General features: G+C 45.3%; 18 protein-coding genes. 4 read left to right on the top strand and 14 right to left on the bottom strand.

Features of this window, described 5'->3' with window-relative positions; all coding sequences use genetic code 11:
* Positions 1-81: 81 nt before the first annotated feature.
* Together CVV44_13545 and CVV44_13540 are read right to left on the bottom strand one after the other, a co-directional pair.
* Positions 82-432 carry a hypothetical protein gene (locus CVV44_13545; protein PKL38185.1) on the bottom strand — a complete coding sequence of 117 codons (351 nt, stop codon included), beginning with the start codon at positions 430-432 and terminating at the stop codon, positions 82-84.
* A gap of 66 nt (positions 433-498) precedes the next feature.
* Positions 499-1,665 (bottom strand): hypothetical protein, encoded by a 1,167-nt coding sequence (locus CVV44_13540; protein ID PKL38184.1) that lies wholly within the window; start codon positions 1,663-1,665, stop codon positions 499-501.
* 400 nt (positions 1,666-2,065) lie between these two features.
* Here CVV44_13540 and CVV44_13535 point away from each other — a divergent pair, with 400 nt between their 5' ends.
* From CVV44_13535 to CVV44_13520, 4 genes are all read left to right on the top strand, one after another.
* Entirely contained in the window at positions 2,066-3,079 is a 1,014-nt protein-coding gene (locus tag CVV44_13535; GenBank protein PKL38183.1) for a hypothetical protein, read from the top strand.
* Positions 3,080-3,181: 102 nt separating this feature from the next.
* A complete protein-coding gene (locus CVV44_13530) occupies positions 3,182-4,486 on the top strand; it encodes a glutamine synthetase (GenBank protein PKL38223.1) in 1,305 nt (434 codons plus the stop codon).
* Between the two features lie 23 nt (positions 4,487-4,509).
* Complete coding sequence (locus tag CVV44_13525) at positions 4,510-5,595, top strand: hypothetical protein (protein ID PKL38182.1); 1,086 nt, start codon at positions 4,510-4,512, stop codon at positions 5,593-5,595.
* A gap of 85 nt (positions 5,596-5,680) precedes the next feature.
* Positions 5,681-6,040, top strand: a complete 360-nt coding sequence (locus CVV44_13520) for a hypothetical protein (GenBank protein PKL38181.1) — start codon at positions 5,681-5,683, stop codon at positions 6,038-6,040.
* Between the two features lie 3 nt (positions 6,041-6,043).
* Here the strand turns inward: CVV44_13520 and CVV44_13515 are convergent, their stop codons facing one another.
* The 12 genes from CVV44_13515 to CVV44_13460 all read right to left on the bottom strand — a co-directional run bounded on the left by CVV44_13515 (position 6,044) and on the right by CVV44_13460 (position 17,453).
* Positions 6,044-6,700, bottom strand: a complete 657-nt coding sequence (locus CVV44_13515) for a riboflavin synthase (GenBank protein ID PKL38180.1) — start codon at positions 6,698-6,700, stop codon at positions 6,044-6,046.
* A gap of 8 nt (positions 6,701-6,708) precedes the next feature.
* Positions 6,709-7,944, bottom strand: a complete 1,236-nt coding sequence (gene ribD, locus CVV44_13510) for a riboflavin biosynthesis protein RibD (GenBank protein PKL38179.1) — start codon at positions 7,942-7,944, stop codon at positions 6,709-6,711.
* A complete protein-coding gene (locus CVV44_13505) occupies positions 7,937-8,833 on the bottom strand; it encodes a hypothetical protein (protein PKL38178.1) in 897 nt (298 codons plus the stop codon). Before CVV44_13505 ends, ribD begins: the two co-directional genes overlap by 8 nt.
* 12 nt (positions 8,834-8,845) lie before the next feature.
* Complete coding sequence (gene secF, locus CVV44_13500) at positions 8,846-9,730, bottom strand: protein translocase subunit SecF (GenBank protein ID PKL38177.1); 885 nt, start codon at positions 9,728-9,730, stop codon at positions 8,846-8,848.
* Positions 9,731-9,750: 20 nt separating this feature from the next.
* Positions 9,751-11,406 (bottom strand): protein translocase subunit SecD, encoded by a 1,656-nt coding sequence (secD, locus tag CVV44_13495; GenBank protein ID PKL38176.1) that lies wholly within the window; start codon positions 11,404-11,406, stop codon positions 9,751-9,753.
* An 18-nt stretch (positions 11,407-11,424) separates the two neighbouring features.
* Entirely contained in the window at positions 11,425-12,060 is a 636-nt protein-coding gene (locus CVV44_13490; GenBank protein PKL38175.1) for a hypothetical protein, read from the bottom strand.
* A gap of 9 nt (positions 12,061-12,069) precedes the next feature.
* Complete coding sequence (yajC, locus tag CVV44_13485) at positions 12,070-12,369, bottom strand: preprotein translocase subunit YajC (GenBank protein PKL38174.1); 300 nt, start codon at positions 12,367-12,369, stop codon at positions 12,070-12,072.
* Positions 12,370-12,482: 113 nt separating this feature from the next.
* Complete coding sequence (locus CVV44_13480) at positions 12,483-13,124, bottom strand: hypothetical protein (protein ID PKL38222.1); 642 nt, start codon at positions 13,122-13,124, stop codon at positions 12,483-12,485.
* Between the two features lie 70 nt (positions 13,125-13,194).
* Positions 13,195-13,695 (bottom strand): hypothetical protein, encoded by a 501-nt coding sequence (locus tag CVV44_13475; protein ID PKL38173.1) that lies wholly within the window; start codon positions 13,693-13,695, stop codon positions 13,195-13,197.
* On the bottom strand, positions 13,695-16,226 hold the full coding sequence (gene bamA, locus CVV44_13470) for an outer membrane protein assembly factor BamA (GenBank protein ID PKL38172.1): 2,532 nt from the start codon (positions 16,224-16,226) through the stop codon (positions 13,695-13,697). Before bamA ends, CVV44_13475 begins: the two co-directional genes overlap by 1 nt.
* Positions 16,227-16,399: 173 nt before the next feature.
* The gene (locus tag CVV44_13465) at positions 16,400-16,801 is read right to left on the bottom strand and encodes a hypothetical protein (GenBank protein ID PKL38171.1); all 402 of its coding nucleotides are present in this window, start codon (positions 16,799-16,801) and stop codon (positions 16,400-16,402) included.
* A gap of 37 nt (positions 16,802-16,838) precedes the next feature.
* Positions 16,839-17,453 (bottom strand): hypothetical protein, encoded by a 615-nt coding sequence (locus CVV44_13460; GenBank protein PKL38170.1) that lies wholly within the window; start codon positions 17,451-17,453, stop codon positions 16,839-16,841.
* Between the last annotated feature and the right edge of the window lie 74 nt (positions 17,454-17,527).

Here is a 17,527-nt window from a genome sequence, read left to right as displayed (position 1 = left end):
ATCACCGTAATCAGGAACAGTGAAAAGGCGACAATGATTTTCCATGCGGCATTTTTCATTTCAACAACTCCAACACTCGTTTCATCGCCCACCACGTATCACCTGGATGATTTTTGTTTCGCCGTCTCTCTCCACCACAAAGGTAACCGCTGTTCCCTTCTTGCCCAGCACGAGTTTTTTATATACATAATCGTGACGAAGTCCTTTGAGCGGTACACTGTCTATCTGAATTATCACATCATCGGGGCGCATACCTGCATTGTAGGCGGGACTGTCCACCACTACTTCATGAACAACATAGGGAGTCTCACTACTTACCTTCCCGTCCCCAATGGGAACCCGTATTCCCAGCAGCGGACCCTCGGGCTTCGAGCAGTTGAACGAAAGCAATACCGTTAGAATAAGTAGGATATTTCTGCCTGAAAAATTCATAAAACTACTCCTGGTTGCCTGTATCTTTTCTCCGGTAAATCCGACCTTAATGCGCCTGTTAGACAATTATTTACCGTCCGTCTTCTCTTTTTTGTCTGTATCATTCATGTTTTCCACGGGAGTTGCGGGTTTTTCTTCTTTTACAGTTTCATCAGGGGCTTTTTTTTCTTCCTGCACTGCGTCCTTATCAATCTCATCATCGACTTTTATTTTATCAAGAAAGCCCTCAACAGCGGATTTTTTCGAAAGCCTGCTATAGTTATCAAGTAAATGAAGCTTGTACTGATCCACGCTCATGGAAGCACCTGAAGATTCCTCTTTTTTTTCTGATGAAAGAACCTCAAAAGTAGCACTGATTAATTTATAGTTAAAATCGTCGACATACTGACGCAGTATATCCTCGGCCCTGTCGAACTCGTTATCCATGAGATAACGTGCCGCGCGCTCTTCCCGCCGGTACCGCACCCTTTTAATGAGCTTATTGTCATCAACGGATTTATTCTGCGCCCCATCCTGAAGTTCCCTCTTTTCAATTTCTTCAAAGCTCACATTGAGTTCGTTCAGAAATGCATCCCCTTCCTTGTCCAGAAACCGGTTAAAAAAGGGATTTCCCTCTTCCTTCTCCTTTTTAAGCACCTGTTTATATATATTGCGCTTAACCTCGGGATTCTGGCTCTCAAAAAGCGCCAGGAAGGCATATCGCTTGGCGCGACGTGCCATTTTAATGCCTTCCTCGTATTTATATATCTTATACGAAAAAAGCTTGGGATTTGAGGCTTCCCCGATGGTATAATGGGTCATACTTATGGTTCTGTCCCGATACCCCAGGGTGAGATACAGCCTTGCCCGTGAGTTTTTCGACTTGATTATTCCAGGCGCCAGCCTGTCCAGGATGTTTTTTGAATCCTCAAGGTACAAATCCCTCAGAATTGATTCATAGAGCTTGACCATCTCTCCCTGGCAGGCATAAACTTTTTTATAAGCCCGTTTGTAATCGGACTGCAGGTAGGCAACATCGGCGTTAAAATGCATTTCGTAGATTTTCATGAAACCATCGGCTTTCGCATCGGCAAAATTGGTCAGGCTGACATTGATAAATTCAATAAAAGCCTTATTTTCCTTTAATATTCTCTCGGAAGTCGTCTGATCGGTAAATGCCGGCACCGGAACAGTGCGGGAGAAAAGCAAAATTATTGTGATAATGATCCTTTTTGCATTTCTGTTTTTTATCATTATAGTCTATCCTCTGTTCTTTCCTGCTAACCATTAGTCATGAGGATATGCCCCATACCCTCACTTCATCAGTCGCCGTCTATTCGGTCACGTCACTGATATATTTATCGTAATTATTGTACTCAAATAAAAATAATTTATAGCGTTTAAACATTAATTATTTTTTAAACAAATGTCATCAACATTTTCATAAATTCCGGAAAAAACAGCATCTCACTGTAGCGGATTTATTGCCCTGGGGGCGCTATTTTTATATTGACACAGGGACTTTGGCACTTTAAGATAACCGGCATTCAACCGGAAAAATTTCCGAGGCGTACATTCTGTGTATTCCATTCTGACAATTTCAGACAGGAAATATCACTAAAGCAAGTCCAGGCAAATGAGACAGACAAATAGTATGAATAATGAAACCAATATCATGTCAGATGAGAATATTTTAATCGTAAAGGCCCGTTTTAAATCAGCCGGAATGAATCTCTACGGTCAGGTCCTTATAATTTTCAACAACCAAAAACTATTTGAATCATATAACGCCGTTGTTTCGACCTACTCCGATGCCTATGATCTTGAACTCCATACAAGCTGGGACCGATACGAAGAATTTATAGCCGATCTCAAATGGAAAGGACATTTTAACACCAGCATGACCACGTCCCTGATAAATCAGTTTAAGGAGCTCTCCAGCGACAATGGCGCCATGACCCGATTTTTTAGCAGCGTCAACAATTATGATTATGACAATCTCGATATTTTACTATATGACCTGATAAACCGGATTTTCCATGAAAAAAATCTCACCCTGGAGTCGGTTATACAGGAAATAACGCCGGCAGAATTTTATGAAGTCAAGGAACGAAGAAGCAAGCCGCTGGATAAATCTGCAGGGGGCAAGGGGCTGTCAGACAAACTGGGCCTGGGAAAGGATGCTGTAATCCTCACTCTTAAACCCCTTCTTGCTCCGGTAAAAGGAACCCCCATCTATGCACTGAAAATCGGCGATATTATCATGTCCAAGGTACTGCCGAATTCGGAAAAACAGAATCACTACATCGACATCCTGGGCCTGCGAGAAGAAAATCAGATACGCCCGGTACCTGCCGAGGTTATTGATATAAAGGCAGGTACGGGAAAAAATGACCCCATAGAGATACTGACCAAACTTGGAGATGATATCTATGGAAAAATCATTGAAGATGAGAAACAGGTGAAATTGCGGATATACAATCCCGCCGTAGACGGATATATTGCCGGCGGTACGCCTTTTCAAAAGACCAACAAGACCAACAAGGCTAAAACACTTTTAGATGACGGCGCGATTCCATTTGGACTCTCCAGGGGAACCATAACAATACTCCTTCTTTTTATGGCCATCATGATCATGTTTACCGTACTCATCTTTCTGAGCTGGTAAAACGGTAAGGCGGAGTCCTTTCATGCTCACCGATGCAATCGGAAATAATAACAGTTTTTTTCAAACAGATAAACTACATTTACGGAGATAAGTGCCCCCATGATGCATGACCAGGATAAGGAATATGTTCTAAAACTTGCCCATGAAAACAAGGTCAAGTTTATACGTTTATGGTTTACCGATATCCTCGGTTTTCTGAAAAGTTTCGCCATAACGATAGACGAACTCGAGGACGCCCTGACTGAAGGTGTCCGCTTTGACGGAGCCACTCTCCAGGGCTTCATCCGCTCAAATGAAAGTGAAATGATCGCCATGCCTGACGTTTCCACCTTCCAGATTCTGCCCTGGCGCCCGAAAGAAGATTCCGTTGCCAGGTTTTTCTGTGATATCCTCCTCGACGACAAAAAACACTTTGAAGGAGATTCCCGGTATATCCTCAAGCAGAACATGCAGAAGGCCGCTGAAAAGGGGCTTGCCTTCTATACGGGACCTGAAATCGAGTTCTTCTTTTTTAAAAATTCCTCCTCACCGGAAACACTCGATCGCGGCGGCTATTTCGACCTTACTCCCCTTGATACCGCAGCCGATTATCGGAGACAGACGGTGCTGACCCTGGAAAAAATGGGAATCAATGTCATCTCATCGCATCATGAAGGATCACACAGCCAGCATGAAATAGACCTGAGGCATGAAGACGCCCTCTCCACGGCCGATAATATCATGACATTCAAGCTGATAACCAAGGAAGTCGGCCAGCTCAACGATATCTACGCTTCTTTCATGCCCAAGCCCCTGGCTAACCAGAACGGTTCGGGACTGCATATTCATCAATCCCTGTTCAGGGGAGACAAGAACATCTTCTTCGATAAAAACCGCGAGCATTACCTTTCTGCCAACGGGGAACATTTTATCGCGGGACTTCTGCATCACAGCAGGGAATTCTTCGCTCTTACAAACCAGTGGATTAATTCATATAAACGGATAATACACGGTTTTGAGTGTCCCACTCATGCCACCTGGGGTATCACCAGCCAGGAGGCCATGGTGAGAATACCGCAATGCGCATCGCACAAATCCAATTCAATGCGGGTTGAATTACGCAATCCCGATCCCTCATGCAATCCCTACCTGGCTTTTTCGGCCATGCTTGCGGCAGGCCTCAAGGGCATAGAGGAAAAATATAAACTTCCGGCACCCCTCGACGTGGAGAACGACCTGAATAAATTCGAGCCGCTTCCCACGCAGCTCCAGGAGGCACTGAAGGATTTTGAAAAAAGCGATTTCATGAAAGAGACCGTGGGCGCAATCATCCACAAAAAATTCGTTGAAAATAAATTATTCGAACTCCATAAGTACAACCGATATATCACTGACTATGAAATAAATGAATATCTTCCGTTGTTATAATCCATGCACAGTAGCAGGAGCCTATGAATCATATTAATGTCGCCCTCATAGGCTGCGGCCGTATCGGTTTTTTGCTGGAAAATGATCCTCTGCGCAATAAACCATGCACACATTATGGCGGCTGCCTTTCAGCGGGAATTTCCATCACCCATGCAGTGGACATCAATGAAGCGAGACTGCACCATTTTGCTTCACTGGCAGGCCTTAGTTCCAGTACAATTTTCCGTTCCCATACCGATCTTTTCAGACAGGCCGCACCTGAAATGGTGATTGTGGCCACCTGGACTGAAAGCCATCATGAAATAGGTATTGCAGCCGCAAAAAACGGCGCCAGACTAATAGTTATGGAAAAACCCATTGCCCCCAGCCTGATAAAAACCCGTGAATTATTGCGCGCCTGTAAAGATAGTGGAACAATTCTTCTTGTAAACCATGAAAGAAGATACGACAACAGATATAAAAAAGTAAAGAGTCTGATAGAATCAGGCGCTATTGGAGAAATAAGAACCGTTCATGCGTCGGTTCTGACCGGCGAATACCGGGGCAATTCCCGTATCGATGAAGGCGGCGGTCCCCTGCTGCACGACGGTACACACCTCGTAGACATCATACGTTTTTTCTTCGGTGAAATAACTTGTGTCTCGGGCGAAATAACCCGGTACACGAGAAAAAGCGGGTTCGAAGACAGGGCAGCAGCCTGGTTGAAGACCGATACGGGAATAGATATTTTTCTCGAAGCCGGCGGTAAAAGAAATTATTTCACTTTCGAACTGGTCATATGGGGCAGCGAGGGGAAAATAGTCATTGGCAACGGTTATGAAAAATTGTATAAAAATGAAAAATCCGGATTTTACAAGGGATTCCGCGATCTGAGGGAACGGGCTTTTCCGCGTTACAAGAAGACCAGTTGCTTCAGCAATTTGTACGAGGAAACGAAAAGACTGATAAAAAACACTGAATTGCCGGTTACCTCCTCGTCGCTGGATGGATACAAGGCCCTGGAAATAATACACGCCATCTACCTTTCGGCGCATAAAAACGGTCAAAAAATCAATTTGCCCGTGTCCCCCTCTTCTATCCGGTTAAATAAAATATTCGATCTGGGCTGAATCTATTGCATAGTTAAAAAAAAGACTTTTTAAATATAGCTACATGAGGTATAATATCATAAATTAATACCTGCCGATTCCGGGCATGAGGAAACAGATGGAAATCACTATATCAGTAAGTAAAAAAGGACGGGCTGTTGTCATTCTGAACGGAAAGTTCAATATAGAGCATGTGCAGATCTTTGAAGAAAAAATGTCACAGCTCTTTTCCGCTAAAGCGAAGCTCATTGTCATTGACTTAAAAAAGGTCAGGCTCATCGATTCATCGGGCATCGGCTCGTTGATAAAAACTTTGAACACGGCGAAAAACAGCGAAAGCGAGCTTATACTTATTAATATCACCGAAGAGATCGCAAATATCTTTTCCATTTCGTATCTTGATAAATTTTTTACCATCAAAACAGACAAGGAGCTTATGCGTCTCTATCCTGACCTGAACCTGTAACGTTTATATATACCCCTCTTCGAAAAGTTTTCGCCGCAAAACATCGTCGCGATCCGATTCGTGTTCGTCTTTATTATTACCCAGCATTCGCTCTACATACTTGGCAAGAATATCAACCTCAATATTGACCGTGCCGCCCGGCTTCCAATCGCCGATAATTGTTTTTGACAAGGTTTCCGGTATGAGATACAGGACAAATGAATCATCATGCAGTGAAACCACGGTGAGAGATATACCGTCGACAGAGACAGAACCTTTCGCCACCACATATCTTAAAAGCTCATGAGAAGCGGCTATATGTATCTCCTGACCGCTGGCATCTTTTTTTACGGATTGTATAATACCCGTACCGTCTACATGTCCCTGAACAATATGGCCCCCGAATCTCGACGAAGGAGTCATGGCCCTTTCCAGGTTTACCTTCCTCCCCGGCTTGAATTCCCCCAGGGTGGTGATTGATGCTGTAATCTTTGAAACAAAAACTGTAAAGGATCTGCTTTTGACTTCTGTTACGGTCTGACAGGCACCATTAATTGAAATGGAATCGCCAATCCGCGTTTCACCCAGGACTACCTGCGCCTCGATCTCGAGAAGATATCCATCTCCCGAGGAAGTGATGCTTTTCACAGAGCCAATCTCTTCTATCAGTCCGGTAAACACGTTTCACCTCACATCATTTCGAAATTATACGATTCCCTGTACCCATTATAAAAAATATCATTTTTAATAATCATGCCCGATATGTCGTGAAGCATCAGTGAATCGGCAATACGGGATTTTTCCCTGCCCCTCATCACCGGCAGACCACTGCCAAGCACCTTGGGAGCTATGATATACAGGAACTGATCAATGGCCCCGGCATCGAGGAATGAGCCGTTCAGCGTGCCTCCTCCCTCGAGCATGGCCAGCATAACGCCTCGGTCATAAAGGACCTGTAGAACTCCGTCCACCATATCAAGGTAGTCATGGCAGTCAACGGTTTCAATATTTAATTTTTCCAGTAACCGCGACCTTTCTCCACCTTTCTCGGCCATGGACTCATACACGTCTTTTCGTTCGATTATGATATAATTGCCGTCGGTAAAAAATTTTTTAGTTTCATCAATTTCTTCGGGCAGACCGATCAATACCCTCAGGGGCTGCACGATATTGTCCGGTTCTCTTTCCACAAGCCCTTCAAGAAAAATGTTTCTCCTGCCGAAAAAAGGAATTTTCCCTTTAAAATATTCAGTCACTTCATCACTGAATGATTCAAGGCGTACATTGAGGGATGGATTATCGTTAAGATACGTATTTTTACCGACGATTATGGCATCGACCCTGGCCCGCAACCGGTGCGTAATGAAACGTGAATGTTCCGATGAAATCCATTGTGAACTACCCGTGTCGGCGGCAATCCTTCCATCGAGAGTAATGGCGCTTTTATTCAGTATATATGGCCTTTTTCGAAGAATATATTTTTTAAAGGGCCGCAGGAGATCCGCCGCCTGAGCGGTATATTCATGCATGAGCACGACATCAATGCCGGCATCCTTTAATCGCTTCACGCCCTTCCCTGCCACAAGTGGATTGGGATCTAGCATGGCCAGATATACCCGTTTTATTCCCGATGCAATAATTGCCTCGGTGCATGGCGGTGTCTTGCCGTGATGATTGCAGGGTTCAAGGGAGACATACATAAAAGCACCATCTATACTATTTCCCGTCTTTGCAGACCATTCACGGGCCGATTTCAATGCCACGACCTCGGCATGATCAGAGCCGCAGGGACGGGTTCCGCCCATAGAAATGACCGTATCATTTTTTACGATGACCGCACCAACGGCCGGATTGGGCGACGTGCTCCCCATTTGGTCAAAGGCTATACCCAGGGCCATCGCCATGTATGTTTGATGCTCACTCATGCGTTGCCGGTCCAAAGTTATTTAACAATAATTCATGATCCTTATCAAGCCCTGCCCCGTTTATCAAATCTTTTTTCATCTGATCCATTACTGACCGGTTATAGTTTCTCGTGCGCATATAGCCGCCGAGAATGCTGCCTGTGTAGAAAAAGGTACCAATGGCCCCGATAAAGATGCCGGCAGCTTTGTTATTATAGTGAAAGGCTGAATATGTCAATACCGCACTCAGGGATATTACCACAAGAGCTACCAGGCCTGTATTAGTATCACCGGAATAAACATATCCCATACCGGGTATGATGCCGAAAACGGACGCCGCTACAGGCGATTTGAGCCGGCCATGGCCTTCCTTTGCCCAGGCAACCAGTTCCGCGTATGCACTGAAATCCCTGCCGGCATACATCCGCCTCGTTTCTTCAAGTGCAGTAAAATTACCGGTCATACAAAAAGACAAAGTTCTTCGCCTGAACATCATTTCATCAAACAGGTCATTCCCGCCCATGGTCCATTGACTGATCAGGGTATCCATACGCTCATATCGTGACAGCTCCAGGGATGCATCGATTGCAAACAATAGCAAAGGTGGATTAGACATTTTTGTATTAGCATCAAATTTCGTCAGCAGCGTATTGAACTGCCGTCCCCTGAAGAGAAGATAATTTTCCATGACTGAGAACTCAAGGGGGGACAAATACCCCGGGTGGTAGGCATTCAGGCGGAGAAGTTCCGTATATGCCCGGTAATATTCCTCCTGATTGACAAGGTTCTTCGTAAAGGAATATATATGCCGGGCGCTGTATTCTTCTGTCAGGGGATCATTTTCCCCCTGACCATGGATTGCTGATAAAAATATAATGAAAAACAGGGCTGTAAAAAATGATATTTTCACCGCATTAAAACATCATTTTTTTATCAATAATTTTTCCCAGGCCACCAATATTGGTGAAGCAATGTATATGGAAGAATAGGTACCGACGGCGATGCCGAAAAGCAATACCTTGGCAAAATCATTCAATACCTCACCACCGAGAAAATACAATGCTGCAACGGAAAAGAGCGTGGTCAAAGATGTGAGGAGGGTCCTGCTCATGGACTGATTTACGGATTTATCAATTACCTCGGTAAATGTCTGTTTCGACTTTACCTGAACGTTTTCCCGTATCCGGTCAAATATAACAATAGTATCGTTGACTGAATATCCGAAAATAGTCAGCAAGGCAGCTACTACGGGAATATTTAATTCAACCCTAGCAAAACCGATAAATGCCACTGAAATGGCAATGTCATGAAGCAGCGCCGCCATGGCTCCCACTGAATACTTGAATTCGAAGCGAAAGGCCAGATAAACGGTCATCAGTATAATCGATATTATAAAAAGTTTTATTGCTGAACGCTTTAAAATATTTCCTATGGCAGGACCAACGGTTTCTTCGCTGAGAAATTCAATATTCTTAAAATTTTTGTTTAACTCCGTCTTGATCTGCTCCAGGCTCTTTTTACTATCATCGGTACTGTCACCGGCAAGTTTTGTGGATATGATGAATTCATTGAGATCTTTTTCTCCGATCTGCTGGATCAGGGGATTCATACCGCTCAATGACTTCCTTAAGTCAGTTTCGCTCACATGCTTTTCAAATTTGGCAATTATTTTGACACCGCCGACGAAATCAATACCGAAATTGATACCGCCCTGCATAACAGTAAAGGTGGTAAAAGCTATAAACAAGCCCGCTGAAACAGCATAGGCAATATATCTAAATTTCAGAAATTCAATGGTCGATTTCAAGCTCTCTCTCCTTGTTATGCTTAAATATGAAGCTTCTTTATCTTCTTGTTCAGGGATATGATCTCATATACAAAACGCGTGACATAGAGCGCCGTGAACATACTGGTCAGAATTCCAATAAAAAGAATGACGGCAAATCCCTTAATCGGCCCGGTCCCGAACTGGGACAGGATAAAAGCCGCAATGAGTGTTGTCAGGTTCGCGTCAAAGATGGTCCAGAAGGCCTTGTCAAACCCATATACAATGGACATGCGCACGGATTTTCCCGAGGCAAGTTCCTCCTTTATCCTCTCATAGATTATAACATTGGCGTCAACGGCCATACCAACTGTAAGAATGAATCCGGCAATACCTGGAAGAGTCAGGGTAAATCCCAGGAGTGAAAGCAGGGCCAACATAAATATCATGTTTAAAATAAGGCCTATGGCTGAAATGAGACCGCCCATTTTATAATAGACGATCATGAACAGAATAACCCCTGCCATACCTATGATCATGGCCTTAATCCCCGATTCGATAGAGTCCTGCCCCAGAGAGGGACCCACGGTACGTTCTTCGATAATCTGCAAGGTGACAGGAAGAGCGCCTTCCTTGATGATCCTGGCCAGGGTCTGAGCTTCCTCATGAGAGAAACCACCGCTGATATGGCCGCTTCCCGTGGTTATCTGCTCATTGATATGAGGCGCGTTTCTAATATTATTATCGAGTATAATGGCAAGCCGTTTGTCGCGATTCTCTTCACGGGTGACGTTGGCAAACTTGGCGGCTCCCTCAGCGGTCGTCTTGAACTGAACAACAATCCGTCCATATTCATCTCTGTCAACCGTGGCTTCTTTTATGTCAGTACCGGCCACGGCAATTTTCTTTTCCAGGGCCATGGGATATACGGGAAAAATCTTTTTGCTGTCTTTATCTCTTTCAAAATAAAACATGAGCTCCAGCGTATCGGGAAGTCCAATGGCTTTTGCCGCTTCATCAAGAAGCTGTTTCTGTCCTCCCCATTCCTGGGGCAGTTCTTTTGCTTTATAATTATTTTTGATCCATTCTGCTGAAGAGCGGGAATATTTTTCGTCCACCAGGCGGTATTCGAGACTTCCCGTGGTTCCAATTGCTTTTTTTACTGCCCGGGGATCTTTAACACCGGGAAGCTGTATTTCTATTGCCTCAGCACCGCTGGGCCTGATGGACGGTTCGGAAACACCGAACTTGTCTATCCTGTTCCGCAGCAGTTCCAGGGCCTGTTGGGTTATTTCAATTTTATCTTTTTCTTCCAGAGTTCGTCCCAGTTTTGCCTCGATGCCGGAAAAATCGGCCCTGAGAACCAGGTGCATCCCGCCCTGGAGGTCAAGACCCAGGTTGATCTTTTTCGCCATGAGCTTTTCTTCGACCCAGTGCTTGAGAAGACGGGCCTCGGTAACGCCATCTAGAATTCTCACCTTGTTCATGAAGGCATCGGTGAGTGACCTGCCCGATACGATAAGAGAGGTACCATTATCTTTTATGGTAAATTTATCACCGGCAAATATCTTTTTAACTGCATCTTTCTGCTCTACGGTTATGTCCTTGTTGAGCAGCACCTCCATATCCTTCTCGCCTACCGTGGGCAGAATGAGTATGACTGATAATGCAACCAGTACCAATATCCAGATAAGCTTATATATCATTCCTCTTGTCATTGATTTCCTCTAATTATATCATAGCCTGTTTTTAGGAAAAGTTCTCATCACACTTCTTGAAGAGCCCTTTGAACGCATGCGGTACAGTATGAAGATAAACAGAATAAGAAGTACGAGAGCTACCCTGACAACCGTATCAGTGGTCTTCCCGGAAAAACCGAAAAGTCCCTTCTGCTTCTCACCGTCATCAGCGGATGATCCGGGGGTTTCCTCGGGCATTTTTACAATGACATCCTCGACAGCAGCGCCTCGCTTCATGGTGATGCCGATATCGGGAATGCGCACATACTTAAAATCCCCTTCCTGTACAGGAAGCAGGGATTCGGAAATATTAAATCCCGGGTTACCGGCCGGCTCCTGGTCTTTTTTCGGGATGACGGTTTTTTTCATCTCCGCTGTGCCGGCGGTTTTATTGCCCTCTTTCTTTGTTTTGACAGCGGGCTTTACCACTTCAATGGACTTTTCTTCGACTTTCCGCCCGGTGTCAGGCTCATTCACGACAGCATCATCGGTAATAACATCACGGGAACCATCGATTTTATTCACATCGGTGCTTCCCGCCGGCGCATCAACATCCTGCGCCCGGATAACCGCCGTCGTAAAAATAAAAGCAGCAGCCAAAAGAATAAATAGTATTATACGATGTTTCTTCATACGCATTGATCAGGATATTTTTGCCGTAATACTGTTTCTCGTAAATTCAGCCTTTGCCCCATCGGCAATTTTCAGTATCACCGTATCATCATCCTTAAAACTGGAGACAACACCGTAAATACCGCCGGCTGTCAGCACTTTATCGCCCTTCTGAATGGAAGAGATCATATCTTTTCGCTCTTTCTCTTTTTTCTGCTGAGGACGGATTAAAAGAAAATAGAAGATCACAAACATTAAAACGAAGGGAACGATCGTAAGCCATCCCGATCCGCCGGCTCCCTGAGCGCCGCCTGACTGTGCAGGCCCCATAGCATAAGCAATTCCAGATAATTGTAACAAGGTTTTCCTCCCAATTTAAAAAAAATCAAAGACAATATGCAATACTTACAATATTAATGTCAACCTTTTAAAGTGTGAAATTTTCAATCAACGGCAATTATGACCGGTGTGGAGATCTGCACGTACTGTTCCAGCTCAACTACGTCATTGTTGAACATCCTGACACATCCGCTCGACGCGAGATGGCCTATTGAATCGGGATCATTGTTCCCATGGATAGCGATACCAAAACCGATGCCGGAGACTTTCCCATTTTTTTCAGGAATCCCTTTCTTTTCAAGCATATCCCGGTATCGCTTTTTATCATCCTCATTAGGATAGCTCAAGCCGTAGAAACGAGGACCGTAGGCATTGTCTCCAAGATCCACGCGCGGTTTCCCGAACTGGTGATGCCCGTCCCTGGCCCGAAAAAAAGCAGCATTCATGGTTTTTAACTTTCTATACGCATCGGAATTTCTGTCGGCATCCATGCTCAGAATCTCATGGACGAAATACAGGCCTTCCGGAGTCCGGTTGTCTCCCTCGTGAAGCTTGGCCCCCCTGTCGGGGTTCTCGCCGTAGGATATGCTGTATATTGCGATTTGTTTTATATTCCGGTCATATACCGTGAGAGTGTAATCTCTCTTACTGACATAAATGAGCCACTTGCCTGAATAATTTTTAAAGGCGTTTTCCACGGCCCTTTCCCTGCTTGAAAAGCAGCCCGTGAGGACAAACAGAAACATGAATGTAATGCAGAGAAGTAGCCTTATTTTCATAATCACCTTCTCCTCCCTTTTCCGGATGAATACATGATTACCGGACAACGGGATCCCTCCTCTGCTCCTGGCGCATAACTTCGCGAATAACTTCCTCGGTGATATCATATTTTTTCTGCGAATATAAAACCTCATCGCCCATATTGAGGACAAAATCGGCGCCGATTTCCTTTGCCACGACTTCCACTGCCGTGCTTATCTTCTTCAGGATTTCTTCCTTGAATGCCTGTTCCTTTTTATCCAGACGCCCGCTCCCGTCCCGCAGTGACTGCAGATCCTGCATGAGCTTTTTCCTGTCGCCTTCCCCCGAGAGGAGTTTTTCCTCTATCTCCCGCATCCGGCTCTGCAGCTGTTCCCTTTCCTTCTTCAGCGAGGCGGCCGTTTCAGAGCGGTTTCGGAGGATTTCATACACGGAGCCCAGGTTCATGTACCGGATAGTTACCGTTTCTTTCGGCCCCTTCTGTTCGGGCCTCAAGGATGAACAGGATACTGCCATGACAGCCGCTGCCGCCAGTGATAACAGGGCAGTGCTTTTCATCAGAAGCGCATATCCCCAATCTGGAATTGAAAGGTCAGGTCCCCCACGTTCCTGAAGGATGAACCGTCATAGATGAACTTCTTGCCGAACCAGAATCGCAGAGGCATCATGGGAATCTGTATCCGGAAACCGAAGCCATAGGAATACTTGAAATACTGAAGCAGGTTCACCCTGCTGCTGAAAATCTGGTTAATGGCATACAGATCACCATTATCTTTATCAGTTTGAATGGTAGTCTGCGCATCGCTGCCTTCCGTAAGCTGTTTTTCCCAGAAGGTATCAGTCCAGAGCGAACCGGCGTCAAAGAAAAGGACCAGCCAGAGCATCTGGGGATGGATCGGCACACGGAACTCCACGCCGTAGAGGATGCGGTGATACAGTCCATTATAGGCCCATGAATCGGGAAATGCAAAATCATAGTAGTCCCAGCCTCGAAGGGTTTCGGGACCGCCGATGGTGAGTCGATCCTCGGCCTCAAGCCACTGGTTGGTCTCATAGTTTTGGTGTGGATTGCCCAGCGGCCGTACAATAAAGGATCCATTTGCACGGAACTCAAAAACACAGGGGTGCGACTTCAGAAAAGGGAGATGAAAAGGTGAATAATAGAGATAGAGCTCGGGATCAAAACGGACGTAATGGTCCTGGCCGCCGTAAATGGCGCCGCCCGTCAGTTCTATGGACATTCCCACACGGGAACCCGAGGTGGGGTTCAGGTAGTTGTCCTTGGAATCCCGGAAGGCATAGAATGATTGTGATCGTTTTTCCTGAATTCTATCCGCCGCAGCTATAAATATTTCGTCACTGGCATTGCCCGTAGGATTGAGATAGCTCTTGAAGGCATGGGACCAGTTGGTACCGATCACATAGTAATACATGAAGCGGTAGCTGAGTCCCAGGGAATAGCCGAAGGCCTGTTTCTGATATTCGGCCGTCTGATTCGTATTACTAAACATGGACGATGTTTCAATGGTATATAGATAATAGAATATGGATGTGGAAAATGCTACCGGATAGTCCATGAGCCACGGTTCCGTAAAGGAGAGCGTGATGGATGAGCGGCGCGGGCCATATTCAAACTTAACTCCCACACGCTGACCGTTGCCCAGGAAGTTGTTTTCCGTGATATCGGAGAAGATGGAAAAACCGGACTGTGTCCCGTAACCGCCGCCCAGGGAGATGGTTCCTGAAGGCTGCTCTTCCACATCCACGACAAGGTTCATGTAACCTTCCCTGCTGCCGGGCCGTACATCGAAGTCAACCTGTTTGAAATATCCCAGGTTATAGACCTTCTCTCGCGAGACCTGCATTTTTGCTGAATTAAAGAGCTCTCCTTCTTTTATAACCAGTTCCCGTCGAATGACCTTCTCTTTGGTCTTCTTGTTCCCTTTAATAATAATGGATTCCACGTAGGCCTGGGTTCCCTCGGTAACAACATAATCTATGGTCACATACTTTCGCTTTTCTTTTTTACCCTCGACATCGACCTCTTTTTCAGTTATAGACCGCTTGGGAATGACACGGGCGAATATATAGCCTTTTGACGCATACTTGAAACTTATCATCTGGCGGTCCATCTGGAACTTGGTGTCGTTGAAAACCTCGCCGTTTTCCTTCAGCTCAAAGTCTTTGGAAATTTCCTCGGGCGTAAAGATTGTTTTCTCCTTCTCACCGCTAATGGTCACTGTTGATTTGTCGAAATAATACTTTTCACCCTCACTGATTTTTATCACGATATAGATAACACGGGTTTCTTTTTTCTCCGGGTCTTCCCATTCATAGTCAACACTGTCTTCAAGAATCTGTGCGTCCAGATAACCCTTCTCCCTGTAGAAGCCGACGATCTTGGCCTTGTCCTGGTCATAGATTTCTTTTTTAAACGCCCCGTCGCGGATAAGCCCCTCTTCCTTTGTCTCCATCAGATCCTGAACTTCCTCGGAATAAAGCTTATCGGTTCCCAGAATGGATATTTTCTGAACCTTGATCTGCTCCCCTTCATCGATTATGATCTGCACATTGACATCATCTTCATCCTTCACCGGCAGGACTTTGTATGTTATGTGCGCATTGAAGAGTCCCTCACCGTCATACTTCTCCTTGAGCAGGGCTACGCTCTTCTCCAGGTAGTCCTTGCGGTATACTTCGCCTTCCTTCAAAAGAATCGTTTCCTTGAGATCGGTTTCAACAAATTCATCGAGCCCTCTGAATTCAATGGATGCAATCCGGGGCCTTTCCTTGCAGATAAAACGAAGCTGGACACCGTCCTGAAACTCCTCGATCTCCACGTCGACCTTTTCAAATTTTCCTTTATCGAAAATATCCTTTATATCCTTGCGCACCTCGGCTGATTTAAGGGGATATCCCGCCGACGTCCTCATTATGTACAGCAGGTCTTCGGGACTTACGGATTTCAGTCCTACGAAATCAATTTTCCTGACGATCTTGCCCTCGTATTTCGACGGCTGGGAGGACACTCCGGTAATAGCCAGGACAGCAAGGAGAGCGGTGAGCGTTAACGAGATGTATAGTTTCATATATTACCGTTTCAGCATTCTATTTTTCATTGTTCATAATTTCCGTGCAGGACCGGACGATGCGGTTTGTCAGCCCCACGACTCTTATCATTATAAGTTCTTTCATGTCAAGGAATTATAATGATATTCGGTATTTATTGTCACCACAAATACCTTCCCGGAAAGACCCGGGATTAATCTGTTGTGGCAATGGTAAACTTCGGGATTCCCGCCTGATTAAGTCTGTCCATAATGGTGACTATCATTTCATAATCCGCCTTTCTGTCACCGCGAATTACTACTGACAAATCACTGTTGGAAGTTTTGAGTCTCTTTAATTCTTCTACTATGGTTTCTTTCGTATAGAGAACATCATTTATAAAAATTTCATTTCTCTCATTTATGGAAACCACTATATCGCCGCCCTTATACTGGGCCGTCTGTTCCGCCTTGGGAAGATGTACCGTAATGGAAGATTCCGACCCGAGACTGGAAGTGACCATGAAAAAAGCAACCAGGAGAAACACCAGGTCAATCAGGGAGGTGATATCAATAAGTGCCCTGTGCTGTAGCCTGCTTTTAAATTTCAATGTCATGATATTTTTTCCAAACCATGCATTCCCGACAGACCCGTTATGACCGCATACCAATGAAGCTGTTGCCGATGTATTCTACTTCCCGTATATAAATTTCAATGCGGCCGACCAGAAAATTATAAAACATAAGCGACGGGATGGCCACCAGAAGGCCAAGAGCCGTTGTCACCAGCGCTTCGGTGATTCCCATGGCAAGCAGGTCATGTGCCGAAGGCCCCATGCTGGCCAGACCGCTGAAGGATTTCATCATACCCGTAACAGTCCCCAACAGCCCGAACATGGGAGACACGGTGGCTATTGTTGCCACCACACTACCGTATTTTTCAATGGAGCGGATCGCCCTTTCCGCCATATCGCGTATGCGCATTTCAAAATCGCCGGGCTCCTTCCAGTTCTCGACTATTTCCCTGATCATTACAACCAGGGGTCCCGAATAGCCCTCGTACAAACGCTTCGCCTCATCGAACCGGTCAGCCTCTATTTTTGCGCCGAGTGAACTGATCAGGAGGCGGTAATCTATATTGATCCTCCGGTAGAATATCATCCTCTCCACAAAAACGGCCAGCACCGTAACGGAGCATATAAAGATCGGCAGCAGCATTACCCATACAGGAATGGAATCAAAAATTGATATGAAGAATTTGCCTGTCATAGTTTATACACCGGTAATAATTGATTTGTACTACACACATGAACCCTGAAAGCGGTAAAAAACGCCAACAAATA

Source organism: Spirochaetae bacterium HGW-Spirochaetae-1 (assembly GCA_002839375.1).
Taxonomy (GTDB): domain Bacteria; phylum Spirochaetota; class UBA4802; order UBA4802; family UBA5550; genus PGXY01.
Note: the sequence above shows the minus strand (reverse complement) of the source record. Positions and strands in the feature narration are given on the sequence as shown.

What these genes read in the sequence shown, in the direction of transcription:
- CVV44_13545 (PKL38185.1), bottom strand. Translation starts at nt 432, where the DNA reads ATGAATTTTTCAGGCAGAAATATCCTACTTATTCTAACGGTATTGCTT.
- CVV44_13540 (PKL38184.1), bottom strand. Translation starts at nt 1,665, where the DNA reads ATGATAAAAAACAGAAATGCAAAAAGGATCATTATCACAATAATTTTG.
- CVV44_13535 (PKL38183.1), top strand. Translation starts at nt 2,066, where the DNA reads ATGAATAATGAAACCAATATCATGTCAGATGAGAATATTTTAATCGTA.
- CVV44_13530 (PKL38223.1), top strand. Translation starts at nt 3,182, where the DNA reads ATGCATGACCAGGATAAGGAATATGTTCTAAAACTTGCCCATGAAAAC.
- CVV44_13525 (PKL38182.1), top strand. Translation starts at nt 4,510, where the DNA reads ATGAATCATATTAATGTCGCCCTCATAGGCTGCGGCCGTATCGGTTTT.
- CVV44_13520 (PKL38181.1), top strand. Translation starts at nt 5,681, where the DNA reads ATGAGGAAACAGATGGAAATCACTATATCAGTAAGTAAAAAAGGACGG.
- ribD (PKL38179.1), bottom strand. Translation starts at nt 7,944, where the DNA reads ATGAGTGAGCATCAAACATACATGGCGATGGCCCTGGGTATAGCCTTT.
- secD (PKL38176.1), bottom strand. Translation starts at nt 11,406, where the DNA reads ATGACAAGAGGAATGATATATAAGCTTATCTGGATATTGGTACTGGTT.
- CVV44_13490 (PKL38175.1), bottom strand. Translation starts at nt 12,060, where the DNA reads ATGAAGAAACATCGTATAATACTATTTATTCTTTTGGCTGCTGCTTTT.
- yajC (PKL38174.1), bottom strand. Translation starts at nt 12,369, where the DNA reads ATGGGGCCTGCACAGTCAGGCGGCGCTCAGGGAGCCGGCGGATCGGGA.
- CVV44_13480 (PKL38222.1), bottom strand. Translation starts at nt 13,124, where the DNA reads ATGTTTCTGTTTGTCCTCACGGGCTGCTTTTCAAGCAGGGAAAGGGCC.
- CVV44_13475 (PKL38173.1), bottom strand. Translation starts at nt 13,695, where the DNA reads ATGAAAAGCACTGCCCTGTTATCACTGGCGGCAGCGGCTGTCATGGCA.
- bamA (PKL38172.1), bottom strand. Translation starts at nt 16,226, where the DNA reads ATGAAACTATACATCTCGTTAACGCTCACCGCTCTCCTTGCTGTCCTG.
- CVV44_13465 (PKL38171.1), bottom strand. Translation starts at nt 16,801, where the DNA reads ATGACATTGAAATTTAAAAGCAGGCTACAGCACAGGGCACTTATTGAT.
- CVV44_13460 (PKL38170.1), bottom strand. Translation starts at nt 17,453, where the DNA reads ATGACAGGCAAATTCTTCATATCAATTTTTGATTCCATTCCTGTATGG.